This is a genomic window from Pseudomonas lurida, from assembly GCF_013522705.1.
Lineage (GTDB): Bacteria > Pseudomonadota > Gammaproteobacteria > Pseudomonadales > Pseudomonadaceae > Aquipseudomonas > Aquipseudomonas quebecensis.
On the sequence record NZ_JAAMRE010000027.1, the window covers coordinates 46,657 to 68,321 of the forward strand.

Below are 21,665 nucleotides of genomic sequence, written 5' to 3' on the forward strand. Positions count from 1 at the left end.
CAGTTCCGATCCCACGTTGAGAAATCAGCGCCCCTTGATCACCAGGTCCGCCGGGGTGTCACCCACCGCCTGCCAATTCGGCCGATACATCGACTCCACCTGCGGCGGCGGCACGCGATAGGTGCCCGGCGTCACGGCACGCGCCAGATACAGCAGGTGCGTGGTGACATCGCTGTCCAGGTTCAGTGCCGCCACATAGCGATCATCGCGGAACTCCTGATGCTTGAGCGATGCGTTCTGCATCGACTCACGCCATTCCTTCACTTGGCTGCTGGCGTTTTCCAGGCTGGCGGCGCTTTGTGCCAGGTTCTGGTTTTCCAGTTCCAGGCCCGCCGGCAGCAGGTCTACCACCAGTGCGTCCGGCACCCGCTGCTTGGCGCTGACCGCCACATGCACCAGCACCAGGTCGCCGCTGTTGAGGTTGCGCAGGTTCAACGGCTGGCCGTTCATGCCCAGGTATTCGCGCCGGATACTGAGGTTGTCGCCCCCCGCTGTCGGCGGCACTTGTGGATAACCCGAGAGGGTCAACTGCTGGTACACCGGCGTGTCGCCTTGATTACTCAGGGCCAGATCGCCGGACAATAGTTTGCCTTCGAGCGCCAGCGTCGGCTGCTGATTATTCAACTCATGCACCCCGCCACTGCCGGTAAGCGACACCTGCCAGTTCGCCTCGGGTTGCGCGAACCCCAGGCGGCCGGCGAGGAACAGCGAATTGCGCTCCTGGGTCGACAGGTACGGGCTGGCCGCCAGTTGATCGGACAAGGTGAACAACCGCTCCTCACGCTTGCCCTTGGCCAGGTCATTTTCCTCAAGCAACGCCAGAATCATCGCCTGGTCGCGCAGCGGGCTGCCGTAGTCGGCCAGCCACTCCTTGGTATTGCGTTGTGCGGCCAGGCCGGCGAGCAAAGCTTGGTCGGCACGCGGTTGGTCGCCCATCTTTTGCAGGGCAATCGCCAATTGCACCAGCGGCAGCCCTGAACGCGCGTCGCTGCGCCGTTCGAAAATACTGCGCAAGGCCCCCAACGGCGCCTGCTGGCTGCGCGCCAGGACCATGCCGGCGTAGGCCTGCACGGCGAAGCGGGTGTGGTCGGCGTTGTCGCTGTAGTCGACGTCGATCAGGTTACGCTCCTGCACGTAACGCAGCAGGCGCTCGCTGGCTTTTTTCAGGGCTTCGGCCGGTACGGCAAAACCCTGGTCACGGGCGCGCAACAGGAAGTCGGTGACGTAAGCGGTCAGCCAATATTCCTCTTCGCCGTCGGCGCCCCACAGGCCAAAGCTGCCGTTGTAGCGTTGCATGCCCAGCAGGCGCTCGATGCCCAGCTCGATCTTGCGCTTGCGCTCGGCATCCGGCTCACCCTTGACGCCCAGGCGCTTGAGCAACGCGTCGTCGGCATACAGCGAGGGGTACAAGCCGCTGGCGGTTTGTTCCAGGCAACCATACGGATAGGCCTTGAGCGCACTGATCTGCGCGCCCAGGTTCAGCGGCGGCCGGCTCGACAGGCTCAACAAGGCCTCACGCCCCGAGGCATCGAACTGGTCCAGCGTGCCGACGGGCAGGCTCCACGGCTCGTTCTTGAGCACCGCGCGGTAATGCTTGAGCAGCGCCGGATAAGCCGGGCGCACGCCCAGGGTCCATTCGCGGCTGAACGGCGGCAATTGTTCGCCCGGCAGGTCCAGCCCGTTGACCGTCACCTTGAGCTTGCCCTGTCCCAGCCCGCCCCAGGCTTTGACCGGGATGCGCAGCGTGGTGCGCTGGCCTTGTTTCAGTTCCACCGATTGCGCGCCGGCATTGACCAGTTCCAGTTGGCCTTCGGCACTCAGTTGCACATCGAGTTTCTGCGCCTTGCCCGACAGGTTGGACAGGTCCAGCGCCAAGGTCGTCTGATCGCCGCCGGCCAGGAAGCGCGGCGCCGACAGTTCGGCCACCAGCGGCGCGGCGATCACCGTCCTGGCTTCGGCCATGCCGTAGCGGTCATCGCTCCAGGCCTGGGCCATCAGGCGCAGTTCACCGTTGAAGTCGGGAATATTGACGCTGACTTCACCCTCGCCCTTGTCATTCAAAGTCACCGGCGCGCTTTGCAGGGCGACGATGGTCACGCTGGTGTCCGGGCGCTTGCCCCCCTTGGCCAACGCCGCGTCACCGCCGAACGCCAGGCTGGCCAGACGGCCTTGCCCGGCTTCGATCAACTGGCCGTAGATATCGAACTGATCCACGCCATAGGCCTTGCGGCCGAACAGGCTGGCGTACGGGTCCGGCGTCGGGTATTCGGTAATGTTGAGGATGCCCACGTCTACTGCCGCCACCAGTACATGCACCTGTTTCGGCACGCTGCCATCGGCATTCCGGGCGGCGACTTTCACTTTCAGCGGTTGCTTGGGACGCATTTTTTCCGGTGCGGTGAGGGTCACGCCGAGCTTGCGCTGGGTGCGGTCCAGCGGCAGGTGCAGCAGGCCCACCGCACGTTTGGGGGTGATATTGGCTTTGCGTTCGCCGGGACGAATCACCAGGGCGCTGACGTACAGGTCATGACGCGACCATTTCGGATCAAGCTTCACGGCAAAGCTTTTGCCTTCGGCCGGCACGTCGATTTCCTGCCACCACAGCGGCCCTTCGGCGGATTCCACCAGCAGGTAGCCCTTGCCCGCGGCCGGCGGAGTGACCGTGACGTTAGCGGTGTCGCCATCGCCATAGGCCGGTTTGTCCAGCGCCAGCTTGACCTGGTCGGGGCGCACCGCGCCGCCTTCGGTATTGTCCTGGGCCTGATAACCGGCCCAGAAACGCAGGCTGCTGACCAGGCCGGTCTGCGGGTCTTCGACCTCGACGCGGTACGGGCCCCATTCCACCTGGAAGCTGACCTTGGCGGTGTCGCCGGCCTTGATGTTCAAGGTTTGCTCGTCGAGGTTGAGGAATTTCTCGTTGTAGTGATAGCTCCAGCCGTCGCTGTCGGAGTAGTTCCAGTAGTAGTCACGGCGCTCGCGCACCAGGCGTACCTTGAGGTTGGGCGCGGCGAGCTTCTGGCCTTCCTGGTTGGCGAGCAGCACTTCGAATTCCGCCGGGCCGTCGCCATTGGTTTCCTTGCCGTCAAACAGCCCACGCAGGCCCGGCAGTTGCTTGGCTGGCCAGATCGGCTGCACCAGGCGCCGAGTGATCGGCCGCCCGCCCGACTCATGCAGGCTGGCCTGCACAATCAATTGCAGCGGCGACTTGGCCTCGGCCCATTTGCTCTCCATGCTCAGGACTTCATGGCCCTTGGCGTCAAGCACGCTTTCGTCGATCTCGAAGTCCTGGCTCAGATCCTCCTCGGTGACGGAGCCGAACTCGTAGCCCGGCAGCGATTTGACCGCCTCGCGCAGCGGCCGCACATACACCTGTCCGCTGATGCGGTTGCCCGAGGCCGGCGCGCCGTAGAGATAGCGCCCCGTGAGCTGGATCTGCGGGCTGTCCGCCGGGCTCAGCGGCGTGTCGCTGCCCTTGAGTTCCAGGGCCAGGCGTTCGGGCAGGAAGTCTTCGACCAGGAATTCGTAAAGCTGCGGCTTGCCGTCGCCCAGGTCGAACACCAGTTGCCAGCGCCCGGTCGGCGCTTCACCGGCCAATTGCAGGGCGTATTGATAGAGGCCGGATGCGTCGGCATCCCAGACGAATTTGCGGCTGACCTGTTCATCCGGGCGCCGCACTTCGACGCTCACCGGCTGCGGCTTGACCGCGTTGCCGTCCTTGTCGCGCAGCAAGGCGTTGAGCAGCACGGTTTCGCCGGGGCGATACAGGTCGCGCGGGCCGAACACAAAGAATTGCAGGGGATGGGACGGTTGGCCGCCGATGTCGAACTCGGCCAGGTCGAGGGCGGCGCTGTCCAGGCGCAGCAGGCTGGTCTGCTCACCTTGCTTGGCCAGCAACACCTGGGCTTTTTTCGGCAGCGGCAATTGCGCATGGCCGCCCTTTTCGGTCTTGCCCTGGGCCAGCACGCGGCCATCGGCGTCCAGCACTTCCAGGTCCACGTCGTTCAGGGCCTTGCCGCCTTCCAGGGCCTGGGTAAAGACGTCGAGACGATTGCTGTAGCGATGCACGGAGAGGCCGATGTCACTCAAGGTGAACAGCGTGGCCGGCTGAGAATAGTTGTAAGTGCCCGATGCTCGCATCACCGCCAGATACACCCCCGGCTGCTGCAATTGCTTGAGGCCAGCAATCGGCAGCAGCAGGGTTTCGCGGGTGTTGCGCGCCGGGTTGAGGTCGAAACGCCCGCCATAGACCAGGTCGGCCATGGGCAGCAACTCACGGGACTCATAGCTTTGCAGGCTGGTATTGCGCCCCCACTGAGCCAGGAACGACGGCAGGGACTCGGGCTTGATGCGGAAGAATTCGACGTCGATCTTGTCGACGTTCAGCGCGATCACCGGCAGGCCTTCTGCCAGGCGCGTCGGCAGCAGGGTGCCGCGACTGGCGAAGCCGACGGTGGCTTGCAGGTCGCGGGTTTCCAGGCGGGCGATGTACTCGGCGGCGAGTTTATTATCGTTGACGGCCTTGAGCCCGGCGTCGACGGTGAGCACCAGTTTGCGCTGCGGCTCGAGGTGGCGCAGGCGCAGTTCCATGAGGTTGTCGGACAGCTCCCAGGCGCCGTCGACCTTGCCGGACTTGCTGTCGACCAGATGCAGTTTGTCGGCGAACTTCTGCTCCGGGTCCAGAGGAATGGAGAAGCTCACCGATAACGTGCTGGCACCGTCCAGCTGCACCTCGGACACGTCCACCACGCTCAACTCACGCCCAGCGTACCGTTGCTTCAGCGCCGCCACATCCACTGCCGCCTTGACCGGCTTGGGCGCGGTGCTGGTGGCGGCTGCGGGGGCGGTCGGCGCAGCAGGTTTGTCGGAGGAATCGCAGGCACTCAGCAGGGCCAGCGCGCAAGCCAGGAACAGTCCTTTGTTAAGCATTGGGGCACTCGTTGTCAGAGGAAACCGGGGCGTGAACTATATATCAGCCCGAGCGGGGCTGGTGTGGCACTGGTCACATTGACCGACGGAGGGTGGGTTGGTTCGCAGCCGTTTGAACCCCCCAGCCAAATCCCACAGCCGCCTCCCACATTGGCTCTGCTGCAGGGCTAATGGATGGTTACAATGTCGTTCCCCCAAGGAGCCTGCATGTCCACCTTACTGACCGACTGGCGCGACCGCCCCACCCACCGCCGCGTATGGGCCCTGGCTGCGCCGATGATTCTGTCGAATATCTCGGTGCCGTTGGTTGCCCTGGTCGACAGCATGGTCATCGGCCACCTGCCCCATGCCCACCAACTGGGCGCCGTGGCCGTCGGGGCCAGCTTGTATACCTTCCTGGCCTGGGCCATGGGGTTTCTGCGCATGGGCTCCACCGGTTTTGCCGCCCAGGCCGCCGGGCGCAAGGATGGTGCGGCACTGCGGCAAATTCTGCTGCAAGGTTTGCTGCTGGCGCTGGGCCTGGCAATGCTGCTCGGCACCGTGGGCACTCCCCTGAGCCACCTGGCCCTGGAATGGATGCAGCCCTCGCCCGAACTGAACCAACTGACCCGCGATTTCTTCCACACTCGCCTGTTCGGTCTGCCCGCCGCGCTGGCCAGCTATGCCCTGGTCGGCTGGTTCCTCGGCACACAGAACGCTCGCGCGCCGCTGGCGATTCTGCTGACCACCAACTTGGTGAACATCGCCTTGAACCTGTGGTTTGTGCTGGGTTTGGATTGGGGCGTGGTCGGCTCCGCCCGCGCCTCGGTGATCGCCGAATGGACCGGTGCCCTGCTCGGCCTGGCCCTTACGCAAAAGGCCCTGCGCGCCTACCCCGGGCATATCGCCTGGGCCGCATTGAAACGATGGGAGAGCTGGCGCCCGTTGCTGGCGGTGAACCGCGACATCTTTATCCGCAGCCTGGCGTTGCAGTCGGTGTTTTTCATGATCACCGTGCAAGGCGCACGCCTGGGTGACGCCACCGTGGCGGCCAACGCGCTGCTGCTCAACGGCCTGCTGCTGACCGCCCACGCCTTGGACGGCCTGGCCCACGCCGTCGAAGCCCTGTGCGGCCACGCCATCGGCGCCCGCGACCGGCAATCCCTGCACCGTTCGCTGGTGGTGGCCGGCGGGTGGTCGCTGATTGCCAGCCTCGGCTTTGCGCTGTTGTTTACATTTGCCGGCCACCTGTTTATCGCGATGCAGACCGATATCCCCAGCGTGCGCGAAACGGCTGATATCTACCTGCCTTACCTGGCGGTATTGCCGTTGATTGCGGTGTGGAGTTATTTGCTGGATGGCTTGTTTATCGGTGCAACACGGGCTCGGGAGATGCGCAACGCAATGCTGCTGACGGTGCTGATGGTGTCACCGTTTGCCTGGGCATTGCAGGGGCTGGGCAACCACGGCTTGTGGATAACCTTCCTGCTGTTCATGGCGATGCGCAGCCTGACGCTGTGGGCGATCGCCTGGCGGCTGAACCGGCAGGAACAATGGATCGGCACCCGTCATTAATCCCCTACCTGTTACTTCTGACAGGTTACAAACCGACGACCCGGGGGTTGAATAGCCAGGGAGGTATCCACCCCCTACCTTCCTGGAGAGTCGAATATGAACATCACAAAACACATAAGCGTTACCGCACTATGGATCGTCACAGCGTGCACCCTGGCAACGATCGCCGGATGCACCGCTGGAGGCCCCAACAGCGTTGAGGGAACCATGCGGGTAAGCAATGCCGGCAGTTCCACTGTACTCGTCAGCCAGCATTCTGACGTCCACCCCCTTGCGCCGAACGCAACAATCGACCTACCTATCAATAGCTTCGGATTAACCGTAATGCCGGCCAATAGCAACCGCGACAAGATTGACCGGTTCAACCTCAAGTTCAATCCCGGCGGCTGTTCGGTCAACTTGTGCGTCGTCGTATATTGACCGTTTACTTATCGCTGCGCAGATGAAAGGTGCCTTGGAACCGGCACTTGACCGCCAACTCCATAAAAAAGGGCCGCAGTGTTAACTGCGGCCCTTGTTAAACGCTAAACCGGTATCAGGAGGACAGGTACGAAGACCGCGTCAGCCCCAGACGCAACGCGTCGAGGAACTGGGTACGCTCCGATGCGCTGATCTTGGCGCTGGCGCACTTATCACGGTAATGCGTCATCAACTCCTCCGGCGACAAATGCACATAGCGCAGCATGTCTTCGATGGTGTCGTGGGTTTCGATCCCGGCGCTGTACACCGAGCCGTCTTCACGCTGGTAGATGTTCACCGAGTCGGTATCGCCGAACAGGTTGTGCATGTCGCCGAGGATTTCCTGGTAGGCGCCGACCAGGAAAATACCCAGCAGGTAGTCCTCGCCTTCGTTCAGGGCATGTACCGGCAGGCTGGTTTCGATGCTCTGTTCGTCGACGTATTGTTTGATCTTGCCGTCGGAGTCGCAGGTCAGGTCTTGCAGCACGGCGCGGCGCAGCGGCTCCTCGTCCAGACGGTGCAGCGGCAGGATCGGCAGCACCTGGCCGATGGCCCAGGTGTCCGGCAGGCTCTGGAACACCGAGAAGTTGCAGATGTACTTGTCGGCCAGCTTGTCGTTGAGTTCGTCCAGCACCTGGCGGTGCGAGCGTTGACGGGCTTTCAACGAGTTATGCAGGCGACGGCACACGGCGAAGTAGCATTGTTCGGCCAGGGCCTTTTCCGCCAGGGTCAGTTTGCCGTCGGCGTACTGGGCGGCCACGTCGCTCATGTAGTGGGTGGCGCGCCAGTAGGTTTCGGTGACCATCTCAATGTCGGTCGGGCCCAGCAGATCCACCAGCCATTGCACGGTTTCCGGCAGGCTTTCCTTGTTTTCGATCAGCGGGATTTCGTCGTTGTGTTTTTCGACGTCGGTTACCTGCACCACCAGCATGGCGTGGTGGGCGGTCAGCGAGCGACCGCTTTCGGAGAAGATGTGCGGATGCGGCAGGCTCTGCGCGTCGCAGAATTCCTTGAGCATGCCCACGACCACGCCGGCGTAGTCGTCCATGTCGTAGTTGATGGAGCTGGCGTTACGCGAGTGGGTACCGTCGTAATCCACACCCAGGCCACCGCCGACGTCGATGTGATCCACCGGCAAACCGAGGTTGCGCAGCTCGCCGTAGTACCGGATGGCTTCCTTGAAACCGTGCTGGTAGTCCGCCAGGTTGGCGATCTGCGAGCCCATGTGAAAGTGCAGCAGGCGAATGCCCTGGTCCAGCCCGGCGGCGCGGAAGCGCTCGACCACGGAGAGCAGTTGCGCGGCCGACAAACCGAACTTGGACTTCTCGCCACCGGTGTCCGCCCATTTGCTCGAAGCCAGGGACGACAAGCGCACGCGCAGGCCAACCTGAGGCTTGACCTTGAGGCTCGCCGCCTCTTCGATCACCAGGCCGACTTCGGATTCTTTTTCGATCACGATAAATACGTTGTGGCCCAACTTCTGGCCCATCAGCGCCAGGCGGATGAACTCACGGTCCTTGTAACCGTTGCAGACGATGGTGCCGCCTTTTGGTGCCAGCGCCAGCACGGCCAGCAGCTCGGGTTTGGAGCCGGCTTCCAGGCCGATGGAGACGTTCTGCGTGGCGATGATGTTTTCGATCACCGCTTCCTGCTGGTTAACCTTGATCGGGTACAGCGCGGTGTACTGGCTCTGGTATTCCAAGCGCGCAATGTTAGCGTCGAATGCACCGGTCAGTTGGCGCACGCGGTCTTGCAGGATATCGGGAAAACGCACCAGCAGCGGCAGCGACAGGCCGCTCTTGCGCAACTCGTCGACCTGCTCGTAGAGATCGACGGGCGTGCTGTCGGGACCGTTCGGACGGACTTCAACGCGACCGGCATCATTGATCGCGAAATACCCGGCCCCCCAATGGCGAATCCCGTAAACACTGCGGCTGTCCGCAACTGTCCATTGGCTGCCATCGTCTTTGCGTGTGCGTCGTACGGACATCGAAGTCCCCTATAAATGAAGTCGAAGGCACCGCCTCGGGTTCGAGGCCGGCGCAGTCTAAAGAATGAAAATGACGATTTGCCTGTAAGAGAGGTAGACCCCACTCGCAGGACAGAGTTTAGACACAGGTCGGGAAGAGGCTCAGCCGCCGGACTTCTTGGCCTTGTAACCAAGCTTGATCAGCTCGGCCAACAGCAGTTCGACGTGATCGCCCTGAATCTCGATGATCCCGTCTTTCAAGGCGCCACCGGTGCCACAGCGCTTTTTCAGCGTGGTGGCCAGCTCCTTGAGCGGCTCCGCGGCCAACGGCACGCCGGTGATGGTGGTCACCGTCTTGCCGCCACGGCCCTTGCTCTCGCGGCGCACGCGGGCGATACCGTCGCCTTCCGGGATCAGGGTCTGTTTGCAGATGCAGGCGTCCACGGGCTGACGACAGTCCGGGCAGTGGCGACCTGCGTCGGTGGAAAATACCAGGCCACCAAGGGCGGCGAAGGATGCGGCTTTTTTGGCCACCGGCAATCCTCTTGGGAGGACAAAGACTGATCGGCCCTCGTAACGGACGACCGACCGCGAAGCCCCACTCAGGCAGGGGCAGCGCTACCGACACGCCAAGGCGGTTCGGGTGAAAAGTCGCGCAGTGTAACGGCAAAAAGCACGCTTGCTAAGAGCCAAATAGCGCCAATTCATGCAAGTTTAGCGACGCAAGGCCAGATAGCGGCGCAGGCCCTCCTGGGCATCCGGGCAATACGGTTTTTGCTCAGCTTCCTTCAAGACCGTCTCGACGGGCAAAAAACGCGCTTCCATGACTTCTTCAGGCTGCAGGCGCAGGGGCCCATCCCACACGGCGGAGTAGGACGTGCACCAGAGCCGGCTGCCGTCCTGCTCGAAATAGAAATGGTCATGCTCGGTCAACGCCACGCCACTGACTCCGAGTTCCTCCTCCAGCTCGCGGGCCGCCGATTCACCATAAGTCTCACCGGCCGCGACCATCCCACCGGCCGCAGTGTCCCAGAATCCTGGATACAGGGCTTTGCTCAGAGTGCGGCGGTGCACGCAGAGCTCACCGGCGCGGTTGAACAGGAAGATAAAGGTGCAACGGCCGATAAGGCCGCGCTTGCGCAAGTCTGACCTGACCAGATGGCCGAGCAGGTTGTCCCGCTCATCCACCCAACAGATCAGTTCAGCATCGGAGGCCACCCGGTGAGCGGCCTCCCGTGGAGTAACGTCCATCATCAACCCTGGTTGAGGAGCTGACGCAAATCGATCACTGCAGCGTTTGCCCGGGAAATGTAATTGGCCATCACCAACGAATGGTTCGCCAGTACGCCGAAGCCACTGCCGTTAAGAATCATAGGACTCCAAACCGGTTCCTGCGAGGCTTCCAGCTCACGAATGATCTGGCGCACGCTGACCGTGGCGTTCTTCTTGGCCAGTACGTCGGCGAAGTCGACTTCAATCGCACGCAGCAGGTGAGACAAGGCCCAGGCCTGACCACGGGCCTCATAGAACACGTTGTCGATCTGCATCCATGGAGTTTCCACCACTTCTTCATCGACCTGCGGTACTTCACCCGGTGCCAGGGCTTCGGTTTTCAGCGCGGTATTGAGCTTGACCCGGCCGACGCTGGCCGACAGGCGCTGCGACAACGAACCCAGGCGAGTAGCCACATCCCCCAGCCAGTTGTTCAGGTTGTCGGCACGGGCGTAGAACAAGGCGCCGCGCTGGTTGGGGTCGGACAGACGCGCTTCATAACGGCTGAGGGAATTGATCCCTTCCTGGTACTCGGACTCACTGGATGGCAGTACCCAGCTTTTGTTATCGAAATTGAAACGCGGCTCGGCCTTGGCCAGATCGGCGTCTTCGGCGGACTGCGACTGAGAGCGGGCGAAGTCTTTACGCAGAGCGCGGGTCAGGTCCCGCACCTGCACCAGCACGCCGTACTCCCAGCTGGGCATGTTGTCCATCCACAGACCAGGCGGGAAACGATCGTTGGAAATATAACCGCCGGGCTTGTTAAGCAGCGTGCCGACCACGCTCTTGAGGGTTTCGACGGTGGTGAAGCCCACCACCATCTGCTTGCCGTCCTTTTCGGCGGCGATCTGCGCATTTTGCTGCACCGGAAACAGCGCAGGCTCTTCGCTCCAGTACCAACCCAGAGCGCCGGTGACCAGCAGGTACACGCCGAGCAGGCTGAGTACCGCACGGCTCATCAGCAGCGTACGAAAATAGCCGCGGTTGGTTGACTTGGGCTCAGGCACAGGGCCTTTGGCACTGCCTGCACGGTTTTTCCAGTCCAGCATGGCGATATCCTTTCAATCACTTGAGTTCATGCACTTGAATTGATGGCGTGCGTTCAAACACTCCGACCACAACCCTACCCCATCGTGCCCGTCGGCGCGGCGCTTTTATCCAAACTGGCGCACCGGCCGTGTTCGACTATAAAGGATGCACGCTTTTGCACCCACGCGACCAGCCAGTCATTAACTGAATAGCAAAGACACGCAGTTAATTGACGTATGACACTCATCCGCTTGATCAAGAGGTGCTAGCATAGAGCCATCAGTCGCCCTCAGCATGCACCCTCACCAGTAGTCAGGATATGACCGAGCCAGAAGACCCCAGCCGTGAGCGCCTCAAGCAGCACTTTGCCCAGCGGGTAATTCATCAGGCACGTCAAATTCTTGAGATCTGGCAGCGCCTGCAACGCAGCGAATGGTCGAATGCAGACCTCTCCGAGCTCAACGACGCGAACCTGCGCCTGCTGCGCTTTGCCGAGCGTTTCGAACAGCCCGAGCACGGTCAGTTGGCGCACCGTATCGGCGAATCCCTCAGGGCTGTGGATGAAAACCGCGGCCGTCTGAGCAGTCAGTTGATCACTGAGCTCAACCGACTGATGCAGCGCCTGTCGCGCACCGGCCTGCGCCAGGGCGACCAGTTAGAGCAAACCTTACTGCCGCCGATGCGCAAGCCAATCTACGTGATGCTGGCCGATCACGACCGCGCCGAACGCCTGGCCAAGCAATTGGAATTCTTTGGCTTGAGCGCCCAGTCGTTGGACAGCGTGGCGGCGTTTCGCGCGTCGATGGCCGAGCGCCTGCCGTCGGCGATTGTGATGGATGTGGATTTCTGCGGCGCCGGCCTGGGCCTTACGCTCGCCGCCGAAGCCCAGGAAGGCCTGGAGCACAAGCTGCCGCTGCTGTTTTTCAGCCTGCACGAAACCGACACGCCCACGCGCCTGGCCGCCGTACGCGCCGGCGGCCAGGAGTTCCTGACCGGCACGCTGGAAGCCTCCAGCCTGCTGGAAAAGATTGAAGTGCTGACCTGCGTCGCTCAGTACGACCCTTATAAAGTGCTGATTATCGACGACTCGCGGGCCCAGGCCCTGCACACCGAGCGCCTGCTCAACAGTGCCGGTATCGTCACCCGCACATTAATCGAGCCGATCCAGGCCATGGCCGAACTGGCGGACTTCCAGCCTGACCTGATCATCCTCGACATGTACATGCCCGCCTGCACCGGCACCGAGCTGGCCAAGGTGATCCGCCATAACGACCGTTATGTGAGCGTGCCGATCATCTACTTGTCGGCCGAAGATGACCTGGACAAACAACTGGACGCCATGAGTGAGGGCGGCGACGACTTCCTCACCAAGCCGATCAAGCCGCGCCACCTGATCACCACCGTGCGCAATCGCGCAGCCCGCGCCCGGCACCTCAAGGCGCGAATGGTGCGCGACAGCCTGACCGGCCTGTACAACCACACCCATATCCTGCAACTGCTTGAAGACTGCAGCTTCCGCGCGCGCCGCGAGAACAAGCCGTTGAGCTTTGCGATGCTCGATATCGACCATTTCAAGCGCGTCAATGACAGCCATGGCCACCCGATGGGCGACCGCGTAATCAAGAGCCTGGCGCTGTTTCTCAAGCAACGTTTGCGCAAGACCGACTTTATCGGGCGCTACGGCGGCGAGGAGTTCGCCATCGTGATGCCCGATACCGACCTGGAATCGGCCTGCAAGGTGCTGGATGAAATTCGCGAACGTTTTGCCGAAATCCACTACCCGGCTCAGCCTCAGGATTTGTGGTGCACCTTCAGCGCCGGCCTGGTTGAGCTGTGCGACGGTTCCGACAGCCTGATGATGGCCGCCCAGGCCGACGAGGCGCTGTACCGCGCCAAGGACGGCGGACGCAACCGCGTACAGGCGGCGCGCACATCAAAGCAAAGTGCCATCTTTTCATCGGAATCCACCGACTCCGTCATAACGCTGTAATAGAAACGCAATAACTTCAGGCACTTATCTTTTGCTGCCGGCTGAAACCTCGCATGCGCCTGAAGCTGCTGACCAATCTCAACACCCTCCTGTTAGTGGCCGTGTGCCTGGCCCTCGGGGCGACCCTGTGGTGGTCGCAACGCGCCCTGGAGCGCCCTTATCTGCTGATGGAACGCTACCTGAGCCTGTCGCAGACCTTTCAGAACCAGGCGGCACGCAATATCGAGGACTATCTGGCCAATGGCGATGCGCTGCGTTTGAGCGGCGCCAGCCAAAGCCTGGAAGGGTTGCTGCAACAATTGCACGAACTGCCGGCCGAACTGGCGCAGAGCCTGCGCCCCAGCCTGGTGGAACTGGACGCCTTCAGCAAAACCGACCTGCTTGCCGCCGGCAAGTTGGCTGGCGACCCGCAAGCCTTGTTGGTGCAGGCCGAGCGTGAGCTGGGTGCGAACCTGGAACAGCTGAGCCAGTACGCCACCGGCGTGAACTCGCCGGAAGCTGCACGCTACCTGCCAGCGCTGCTGGCCGCTTCCCAGCACTTGGGCAAACTCTCACTGGCCCGCGACAAACTGGTCAGCAGCGGACGCGCCGAGCTGGCCGAGGATGTGGAGCGCGAACTGGGCCAGATCCGTGGCCAGGCCGACCTGCTGGAACAGTTGCCATTACTGGGTGTGAAAGCCAGCACCGAATCCAACACCGATGATTTCTCCGCGCTGATGGGCCTGGAAAACACCGAAAAAACCGAAGCTCAGGACACCGGCGTCGACCTCAAGCGCGAACTCAACAGCCTGTTGACCCGCTATCCCGCCGAACTCAAGCGCACCCGTACCCAGATCCAGCAGCGCGCCGACCTGGCCGCCGCCACGCACCTGAAAATCAACGCCGTGCAGCAAGCCATTGCCGGGCTGGAGCCGGTGGTGCGCGCGCAGCATGGCAAAATCCAGGGCGAAGTGCGCCTGATGCAAGGCGTGATGATTGGCCTGATCCTGCTGATCGCGCTGCTGATCGACACCCTGCAGCGGCGCCTGGCCCGGGTATTGACCAGCCTGGCGCCGGCTCTGTCGACCTGGGCCGAGGGCGACTTCAGCCAGCCGATTGCCCTGGGCAAGACCAACCGCGAACTGCACGATATCGAAGCCTCCCTGAACCGCTTGCGCGCTTATCTGGTGGACCTGGTGGGCACTATTCGCGGGAATGCCGAGGAAGTCGCCGGCAGCAGCCGCACGCTCGCCGAACTGAGCAGCGGCCTGCATGACGGCGCCGAGCGCCAGGCCGGCGACACCGCGCAGATCCGCGATTCCCTGGGTGAACTGGAAGCGACCATTCAGCAAGTGGCCGGCGACGCCAGCCAGGCCGCCGGCGCCAGCCGCAGCGCGGGCCAGGCGGTGGAACAAGGCCAGCGGGTGATCGGCCTGAGCTTGACCGGGCTGCATGCCCTCGTCGGTGAAGTGCAGCAAAACGCGCAGATGATCGAAAAACTCGCTGAAGAATCCGCCACTATCGGCGGCGTACTTACGGTGATCCGCTCGATCGCCGACCAGACCAACCTGCTGGCGCTGAACGCAGCCATCGAAGCCGCCCGCGCCGGTGAAGCCGGACGTGGTTTTGCGGTGGTCGCGGACGAAGTGCGCTCCCTGGCCCAGCGCACCGCCGGCGCCACCGCCGAAATCCAGGGCCTGATCGCCGGTCTGCAAAGCGCCGCTCACCAATCGGTGGAAGGCATGCGCGCCCAGGTCGAGCACGCCGAAGCCACCGCCCAGCAGGCCCAGGCGGCCGACGGCGCACTGGATGAAATCGTCGGCGCGATCCAGACCATTTCCGATACCGCCGTGCGCATCGCCGATGTCACCGCGCAGCAACGTGATGCGGTAAGCGAAATCCGCGATAACAGCGAGAGGATTCATCAGTTGGGTGAGGATAATCTGCTGCGCATCGGCCAGGGCCGCAGCCAGGGCGAGCACCTGCTGGTGCTGGGTGGGCAGCTCAATACCGCCGTACAGGCATTCCGCGTCTAACCGGATCCAGCGTCATATCAATGTGGGAGGGGGCAAGCCCCCTCCCACACTTGATCTCCATAGGGTTCAAGGACGTGTCGCCTATGACCGGATACTGGCCCCCAGTCACAAATTTCGCGCTATCCTCGCTAATCGTGCCGCCTACTGCGTAGAACTGGACAGTCACAAAGGCTTTACGGCATAGTCGCCGGGTTCTGACGTACCCACCTCCATAACAAGGAACAGCCGATGGCGACCTTACTGGTTCTTCACGGACCCAACCTGAACCTGCTTGGCACCCGTGAACCGGGCGTCTACGGGGCAGTGACCCTCGATCAGATCAACCTCGATCTGGAACAGAGAGCCCGTGATGCCGGCCACCATCTGCAATACCTGCAAAGCAATGCCGAGTACGAATTGATTGATCGAATCCATGCCGCGCGCGGCGAAGGCGTGGACTTTATCCTGATCAATCCCGCCGCTTTTACGCACACAAGCGTTGCATTACGTGACGCGCTGCTGGCGGTGAGCATCCCATTCATCGAAGTGCATCTGTCGAACGTGCACAAACGCGAACCTTTCCGCCATCACTCTTACTTCTCCGACGTAGCGGTAGGAGTGATCTGCGGCCTTGGCGCCAGCGGTTACCGACTGGCCCTGGAGGCCGCCCTGGAACAGCTTGAACAACCGGCCAAGCGCCCCTGACCGACCCTTGGGAGTTGATGATTCATGGATATCCGTAAAGTTAAGAAGTTGATCGAACTGCTGGAAGAATCCGGTATCGACGAGCTGGAAATCAAGGAAGGCGAAGAGTCCGTACGGATCAGCCGCCACAGCAAGACCCCGGCTCAACAATTCTATGCCCCGCAGATGCAAGCGCCGGCTCCGGCCGCTGCTGCACCAGCCGCTGCACCGGCTGCACCGGCTGCTCCTGCCGCACCGGCAGCTCCTGTGCTGAACGGTTTCGTGGTCAAGTCGCCAATGGTCGGTACTTTCTACCGCACCCCGGCACCGACCTCGCCAGCCTTCGTTGAAGTGGGCAAGACCGTGAAAGTGGGCGACACCATCTGCATCGTCGAAGCGATGAAAATGATGAACCACATCACCGCTGAAAAAGCCGGCGTGATCGAATCCATCCTGGTAGAAAACGGTCAGCCGGTTGAGTACGACCAGCCGCTGTTCACCATCGTTTGAACCGCGGAGCACCTTCGATGTTGAAACCTGCGAAGAAACTGCAAAAAGTCCTGATCGCCAACCGCGGCGAGATCGCGCTGCGTATCCTGCGCGCCTGTAAGGAAGAGGGCATCAAGACCGTCGCTGTTTACTCGACGGCCGATACCGAACTGATGCACGTGAAACTGGCGGACGAGAGCATCTGCATCGGCCCACCACTGGCCACGAACTCGTACCTGAAAGTCTCGAACATCATCGCTGCCGCGGAAGTGACCGGCGCTGACGGCATCCATCCAGGCTACGGCTTCCTCGCGGAAAACGCCGATTTCGCCGAACAGGTGGAAAAGTCCGGGTTTGCCTTCATCGGCCCGAAAGCCGAAACCATTCGCCTGATGGGCGACAAGGTATCGGCCAAGGACGCCATGATCGCCGCCGGCGTGCCAACCGTTCCAGGTTCCGATGGCCCATTGCCTGAGGACGAGGAAACCGCACTGCGCATTGGTCGCGAAGTCGGCTACCCGGTGATCATCAAGGCCGCCGGTGGCGGTGGTGGTCGCGGCATGCGCGTGGTGCACAAGGAAGAAGACCTGATCGAAGCGGCCAAGCAGACTCGCTCCGAAGCGGCTGCCTGGTTCGGCAACCCGATGGTCTACCTGGAGAAGTACCTGACCAATCCACGTCACGTGGAAGTGCAGGTATTGTCCGACGGCCAGGGCCACGCCATCCACCTGGGCGACCGCGATTGCTCGCTGCAACGCCGTCACCAGAAGGTATTGGAAGAAGCCCCGGCACCGGGCCTGGACGAGAAAGCACGCCAGGAAGTGCTGGCACGCTGCGTCAAAGCGTGCATCGACATCAACTACCGTGGCGCCGGTACGTTCGAGTTCCTCTATGAAGCAGGTCGTTTCTACTTCATCGAGATGAACACGCGCGTTCAGGTAGAGCACCCGGTGTCGGAAATGGTTACCGGTATCGACATCGTCAAGGAGATGCTCAGCATCGCCGCCGGCAACCCACTGTCCTACACCCAGGACGACGTGAAGTTGCACGGCCACTCCCTGGAGTGCCGAATCAACGCCGAAGACCCGAAAACCTTTATTCCGAGTCCAGGCCTGGTCAAGCATTTCCATGCACCGGGCGGCAACGGCGTTCGCGTCGATTCGCACCTGTACAGCGGCTACAAGGTTCCGTCCAACTACGACTCGCTGATCGGCAAGCTGATCACCTGGGGCGCCACCCGCGATGAGGCCATGGCCCGCATGCGCAACGCTCTGGACGAAATCGTGGTCGACGGGATCAAGACCAACATCCCGCTGCACCGGGACCTGGTCCGCGATGAAGGCTTCTGCGAAGGTGGTGTGAACATTCACTACCTGGAACACAAGCTGGCCAACCAGTAAGTGCTCCACCCAACAAAACCGCCTTCGGGCGGTTTTGTTGTTTGTGGGCCCTCTATTTTGAAAAAGTACACACTCCAAAGGTGGCAGGGGCAGCCCCACATTTGACCGGCGTGCAGTCAGCAGTGTCGTCTTCTGCCCGCCGCTCGCGTAAACTTGCGCGCTTTCGCGACCCCGCCGTCGCACACTCATTATTTTCAAAGGTGCCCGCCATGCCTTGGCTGCAAGTCCGTCTCGCCATCAGCCCAGAACAAGCCGAAACCTACGAAGACGCATTCCTCGAAGTGGGCGCCGTGTCGGTGACCTTCATGGACGCCGAAGACCAGCCGATCTTCGAGCCCGAGCTGAACACCACCCCGCTGTGGTCCCACACCCATTTGCTGGCGCTGTTTGAAGGCGGCACCGAAGCCGCCAGCGTACTGGCCCATCTGGAACTGCTCACCGGCAGCCCGCTGCCGGAGCATCACAGCGAAGTGATCGAAGACCAGGACTGGGAACGCAGCTGGATGGACAACTTCCAGCCCATGCGTTTCGGCCAGCGCCTGTGGATCGTGCCGAGCTGGCACGCGGCCCCGGAGCCGGACGCGGTGAACCTGCTGCTCGACCCGGGCCTGGCCTTCGGCACCGGCACCCACCCCACCACTGCCCTGTGCCTGGAGTGGCTCGACGGCCAGGAGCTGCGCGACAGCAACGTGCTGGACTTCGGCTGCGGCTCGGGCATCCTGGCCATTGCCGCCCTGCTGCTGGGCGCCAAGCAAGCCGTCGGCACCGATATCGACGTGCAGGCGCTGGAAGCGTCGCGCGATAACGCCGGGCGCAACAACATTCCTGAAGGCAAATTCCCGCTTTACCTACCGCAGGATTTGCCCCAGGTGCAGGCCGATGTGCTGGTGGCCAATATCCTCGCCGGGCCGCTGGTGTCCCTGGCGCCGCAGCTGTCGAGCCTGGTCAGGTCGGGCGGCCGCCTGGCGCTGTCGGGCATCCTGGCCGAACAGGGTGAGGAAGTCGCCGCCGCTTACGCCCAGGACTTTGACCTGGACCCGATCGCTGAACGCGACGGCTGGGTACGCATCAGCGGTCGTCGGCGCTAGAATGAGCGCTTGCCTGAATCGGATGGCCGCATGACCGACAGTTTCGTCACCCAGTGCCCGCATTGCCAGACCCGCTTTCGCGTCAACCATGCTCAATTGAGCGTGGCCCGCGGCGTGGTTCGCTGCGGCTCGTGCCTGCAAGTGTTCAACGCTGCCCGCCAATTGCTGGAGCAGCGCGCCACCCACGCCCCTGCGCCGACATCCGAAGTACCGACGGTCGCGCAAGCCGCCCCCGAGGCGCCGCGCGCGATCAGCCAGAAGCAGTGGAACGCCGAAGAGCTGGACCTGGACAATCTGGACCTGGACGAAGAACTGGCCAAGCTGGAGCGGCGCGCCCCGCAGCCCGCCCTGCCGGTGAGCGCAGACCGCCGCCAGCCGGGCGACCGTCGGCACAAGGAAGAACCGCTCAGCGCCAGCCGCGATAGCCTCAAGGCCGATGAGGAAAAGTGGGCCGCCAGCCTGTTCAGCGAACCTTCTGAAGCGCGCAGCCAACCCGACGAAGACGAATACGAAGCGAAAAAAACGGCTGCCACCCGAGCACGCACCGAACCGTCGATGTCACCTCACGCCGACGACATCGAAGATGGGCCGCCGCTGGGCACGCCCCGCGACGATGACGAGCTCGACCCACCCTTGACTCCCGTCCTCCACGAAGCCTCCGAGCCGGAACCCGAAGAGCGCCCTCAACCGCGCCGCAGGCGCACCCGCGCGTCGACCGGTGCCCACGACGACGTGCTCCAGGACCTGGAAGACGACCCGCTGCACCTCTACGCACAAAAACGCCCGTCAAGCCTGGGCCGCCGCCTGGTCTGGATACTGCTGGTACTGATCGCCGCCGCCGGCCTGGTCGGCCAGTACATCGCTTATCAATTCGACGACCTGGCCCGCCAGGACGCTTATCGCCCGTGGTTCCAGCAACTGTGCCCCACATTGGGCTGCACGGTGCCGTCGCGGGTCGATATCGCCCATATCAAGAGCAGCAATCTGGTGGTGCGCAGCCACCCGGAATTCGCCGGGGCGTTGGTGGTGGACGCGATCATCTATAACCGCGCGACCTTCTCCCAGCCCTTCCCGCTGCTGGAGCTGCGTTTCGCCGACCTCAACGGTGGCCTGATCGCCAGTCGTCGGTTCAAGCCCGCCGAATACCTCAGTGGTGAACTGGCCGGCGTCAGCGAAATGCCATCACAGACCCCGATCCATATCTCCCTCGATATCCTTGATCCGGGCAATAAAGCCGTGAATTACAGCCTGAGCTTCCACTCGCCCGAGTAAATCGGCTCGGCCACCGAAACCTGACGGTGGAATATTGACTCCGCGCCGGCCAACCAAACCGGCGGCGATAAAGAAATAACTGTTCAGATTTTATCCAATTCAGCCTTTATCCAGTCATCGAGAGCGGGTATCATGCCAACCCTTTTTCGAACTCTAATGATCCGGCCCCACAACAGGGAAGTCCTATGTCGGCGGTACGCATCGGCCCATATACATTGCAGAACGGCTTGATTCTCGCCCCCATGGCGGGCGTCACCGACCAGCCCTTTCGTCAGCTGTGCAAACGATTGGGCGCCGGGCTGGTCGTGTCGGAAATGGTCACCAGCGACATGAGTCTGTGGAACACCCGCAAGTCGCGGATGCGCATGATCCACGAAGGTGATTCCGAGCCGCGCTCGGTGCAGATCGCCGGGGGTGATGCGCAGATGCTGGCGGATGCGGCCCGAGCCAATGTGGAGCTGGGTGCGCAGATCATCGATATCAACATGGGCTGCCCGGCCAAGAAGGTCTGCAACAAGGCCGCCGGTTCCGCGTTGTTGAAGGATGAGCAGTTGGTTGCCGAGATCCTGCAGGCCGTTGTCGCCGCAGTCGATGTGCCGGTGACCCTGAAGATTCGCACCGGCTGGGACCGGGACAACAAGAACGGCCTGACGGTGGCGAAGATCGCCGAACAGGCAGGCATTACAGCGCTGGCGGTGCATGGCCGCACCCGCGCCGACCTTTACACCGGTGAAGCCGAGTACGACACCATCGCCGCGATCAAGCAGGCGGTGTCGATGCCGGTGTTTGCCAATGGCGACATCGACTCCGCCGAGAAAGCCCGGCGCGTACTTCACGCGACCGGTGCCGATGGCCTGTTGATTGGCCGTGCCGCCCAGGGGCGGCCTTGGATTTTTCGTGAGATCGAGCACTTCCTGCGTACCGGCGAAACCTTGCCGGCACCGGAGCTGATCGAGGTGGAACGCATTCTGCTAGAGCATCTGGCCGCCCTGCACGCCTTCTATGGAGACGTGATGGGAGTACGCATTGCTCGCAAGCATGTCGGCTGGTATCTCGCAACCTTGCCGGGCGCCAAGGAGTTTCGCGCCCACTTCAATCGTTTGGATGATACGGAAGCACAGTGCGCCAACGTTCGTGAGTTCTTCGCCGGACGTTACAAGAGCCTGGTGACAGGGGACGGAGAGGGGGTGGCCGCATGACGATGATGACCGAGACTTTAGTGAGTGGAACAGCACCCGTGAGCGACAACGTCAATTTGAAACAGCACCTCAACACGCCGAGCGAAGAAGGCCAGACCCTTCGCGGGAGTGTCGAGAAGGCGCTGCACAATTATTTCGCCCACCTGGAAGGCGCTTCCGTCACGGACGTCTACAACCTGGTGCTCTCCGAAGTCGAGGCGCCCTTGCTCGAAAGCGTGATGAACTACGTCAAGGGTAACCAGACCAAAGCCAGCGAGCTGCTGGGCCTCAATCGTGGGACCCTGCGCAAAAAGCTCAAGCAGTACGATTTGCTGTAAGCATTCAATCCAACCAGAAAGGC

Annotated in this window: 15 protein-coding genes and 1 pseudogene; 11 read left to right on the forward strand and 5 right to left on the reverse strand. The window is 62.2% G+C overall.

Annotation, left to right across the window (positions count from 1 at the left end; all coding sequences use genetic code 11):
- Positions 1-24: 24 nt before the first annotated feature.
- Positions 25-4,926, reverse strand: a complete 4,902-nt coding sequence (locus G7025_RS20250; protein ID WP_181080877.1) for an alpha-2-macroglobulin family protein — start codon at positions 4,924-4,926, stop codon at positions 25-27.
- Between the two features lie 207 nt (positions 4,927-5,133).
- Here G7025_RS20250 and G7025_RS20255 point away from each other — a divergent pair, with 207 nt between their 5' ends.
- Complete coding sequence (locus G7025_RS20255) at positions 5,134-6,480, forward strand: MATE family efflux transporter (protein WP_181080878.1); 1,347 nt, start codon at positions 5,134-5,136, stop codon at positions 6,478-6,480.
- Between the two features lie 96 nt (positions 6,481-6,576).
- A complete protein-coding gene (locus tag G7025_RS20260; protein WP_181080879.1) occupies positions 6,577-6,900 on the forward strand; it encodes a hypothetical protein in 324 nt (107 codons plus the stop codon).
- A 115-nt stretch (positions 6,901-7,015) separates the two neighbouring features.
- On the opposite strand, the gene speA is transcribed toward G7025_RS20260, so the two are convergent.
- The 4 genes from speA to G7025_RS20280 form a co-directional block, all read right to left on the reverse strand.
- On the reverse strand, positions 7,016-8,929 hold the full coding sequence (gene speA / locus G7025_RS20265) for an arginine decarboxylase (RefSeq protein ID WP_181080880.1): 1,914 nt from the start codon (positions 8,927-8,929) through the stop codon (positions 7,016-7,018).
- Between the two features lie 141 nt (positions 8,930-9,070).
- On the reverse strand, positions 9,071-9,442 hold the full coding sequence (locus G7025_RS20270; RefSeq protein WP_181080881.1) for a translation initiation factor Sui1: 372 nt from the start codon (positions 9,440-9,442) through the stop codon (positions 9,071-9,073).
- Positions 9,443-9,622: 180 nt separating this feature from the next.
- A complete protein-coding gene (locus G7025_RS20275; RefSeq protein WP_181080882.1) occupies positions 9,623-10,159 on the reverse strand; it encodes an NUDIX hydrolase in 537 nt (178 codons plus the stop codon).
- A gap of 2 nt (positions 10,160-10,161) precedes the next feature.
- Positions 10,162-11,139 carry a DUF2333 family protein gene (locus G7025_RS20280; protein ID WP_370694758.1) on the reverse strand — a complete coding sequence of 326 codons (978 nt, stop codon included), beginning with the start codon at positions 11,137-11,139 and terminating at the stop codon, positions 10,162-10,164.
- A 389-nt stretch (positions 11,140-11,528) separates the two neighbouring features.
- Here G7025_RS20280 and G7025_RS20285 point away from each other — a divergent pair, with 389 nt between their 5' ends.
- The 9 genes and pseudogenes from G7025_RS20285 to fis all read left to right on the forward strand — a co-directional run bounded on the left by G7025_RS20285 (position 11,529) and on the right by fis (position 21,642).
- Positions 11,529-13,199, forward strand: a complete 1,671-nt coding sequence (locus tag G7025_RS20285; protein WP_181080884.1) for a response regulator — start codon at positions 11,529-11,531, stop codon at positions 13,197-13,199.
- Positions 13,200-14,698: 1,499 nt separating this feature from the next.
- Positions 14,699-15,214 (forward strand): annotated as a pseudogene (locus G7025_RS27175) (methyl-accepting chemotaxis protein); the annotation flags it as partial.
- A 228-nt stretch (positions 15,215-15,442) separates the two neighbouring features.
- Complete coding sequence (gene aroQ / locus G7025_RS20295; protein WP_034095685.1) at positions 15,443-15,898, forward strand: type II 3-dehydroquinate dehydratase; 456 nt, start codon at positions 15,443-15,445, stop codon at positions 15,896-15,898.
- A gap of 24 nt (positions 15,899-15,922) precedes the next feature.
- The gene (gene accB / locus G7025_RS20300; protein ID WP_181080886.1) at positions 15,923-16,387 is read left to right on the forward strand and encodes an acetyl-CoA carboxylase biotin carboxyl carrier protein; all 465 of its coding nucleotides are present in this window, start codon (positions 15,923-15,925) and stop codon (positions 16,385-16,387) included.
- A 17-nt stretch (positions 16,388-16,404) separates the two neighbouring features.
- Entirely contained in the window at positions 16,405-17,766 is a 1,362-nt protein-coding gene (gene accC / locus G7025_RS20305; protein ID WP_181080887.1) for an acetyl-CoA carboxylase biotin carboxylase subunit, read from the forward strand.
- A 209-nt stretch (positions 17,767-17,975) separates the two neighbouring features.
- Positions 17,976-18,854: a 50S ribosomal protein L11 methyltransferase gene (gene prmA / locus G7025_RS20310; protein WP_181080888.1), complete on the forward strand. Its 879-nt coding sequence runs from the start codon at positions 17,976-17,978 to the stop codon at positions 18,852-18,854.
- Between the two features lie 30 nt (positions 18,855-18,884).
- Positions 18,885-20,126: a DUF3426 domain-containing protein gene (locus G7025_RS20315; RefSeq protein ID WP_181080889.1), complete on the forward strand. Its 1,242-nt coding sequence runs from the start codon at positions 18,885-18,887 to the stop codon at positions 20,124-20,126.
- A gap of 185 nt (positions 20,127-20,311) precedes the next feature.
- Complete coding sequence (gene dusB / locus G7025_RS20320) at positions 20,312-21,325, forward strand: tRNA dihydrouridine synthase DusB (RefSeq protein ID WP_181080890.1); 1,014 nt, start codon at positions 20,312-20,314, stop codon at positions 21,323-21,325.
- A complete protein-coding gene (fis, locus tag G7025_RS20325) occupies positions 21,322-21,642 on the forward strand; it encodes a DNA-binding transcriptional regulator Fis (protein ID WP_003221275.1) in 321 nt (106 codons plus the stop codon). Before dusB ends, fis begins: the two co-directional genes overlap by 4 nt.
- Positions 21,643-21,665: the final 23 nt, after the last annotated feature.

Coding starts and splice junctions, on each gene's coding strand:
- G7025_RS20250 (WP_181080877.1), bottom strand. CDS start 4,926: ATGCTTAACAAAGGACTGTTCCTGGCTTGCGCGCTGGCCCTGCTGAGT.
- G7025_RS20255 (WP_181080878.1), top strand. CDS start 5,134: ATGTCCACCTTACTGACCGACTGGCGCGACCGCCCCACCCACCGCCGC.
- G7025_RS20260 (WP_181080879.1), top strand. CDS start 6,577: ATGAACATCACAAAACACATAAGCGTTACCGCACTATGGATCGTCACA.
- speA (WP_181080880.1), bottom strand. CDS start 8,929: ATGTCCGTACGACGCACACGCAAAGACGATGGCAGCCAATGGACAGTT.
- G7025_RS20275 (WP_181080882.1), bottom strand. CDS start 10,159: ATGGACGTTACTCCACGGGAGGCCGCTCACCGGGTGGCCTCCGATGCT.
- G7025_RS20280 (WP_370694758.1), bottom strand. CDS start 11,139: ATGAGCCGTGCGGTACTCAGCCTGCTCGGCGTGTACCTGCTGGTCACC.
- G7025_RS20285 (WP_181080884.1), top strand. CDS start 11,529: ATGACCGAGCCAGAAGACCCCAGCCGTGAGCGCCTCAAGCAGCACTTT.
- aroQ (WP_034095685.1), top strand. CDS start 15,443: ATGGCGACCTTACTGGTTCTTCACGGACCCAACCTGAACCTGCTTGGC.
- accB (WP_181080886.1), top strand. CDS start 15,923: ATGGATATCCGTAAAGTTAAGAAGTTGATCGAACTGCTGGAAGAATCC.
- accC (WP_181080887.1), top strand. CDS start 16,405: ATGTTGAAACCTGCGAAGAAACTGCAAAAAGTCCTGATCGCCAACCGC.
- prmA (WP_181080888.1), top strand. CDS start 17,976: ATGCCTTGGCTGCAAGTCCGTCTCGCCATCAGCCCAGAACAAGCCGAA.
- G7025_RS20315 (WP_181080889.1), top strand. CDS start 18,885: ATGACCGACAGTTTCGTCACCCAGTGCCCGCATTGCCAGACCCGCTTT.
- dusB (WP_181080890.1), top strand. CDS start 20,312: ATGTCGGCGGTACGCATCGGCCCATATACATTGCAGAACGGCTTGATT.
- fis (WP_003221275.1), top strand. CDS start 21,322: ATGACGATGATGACCGAGACTTTAGTGAGTGGAACAGCACCCGTGAGC.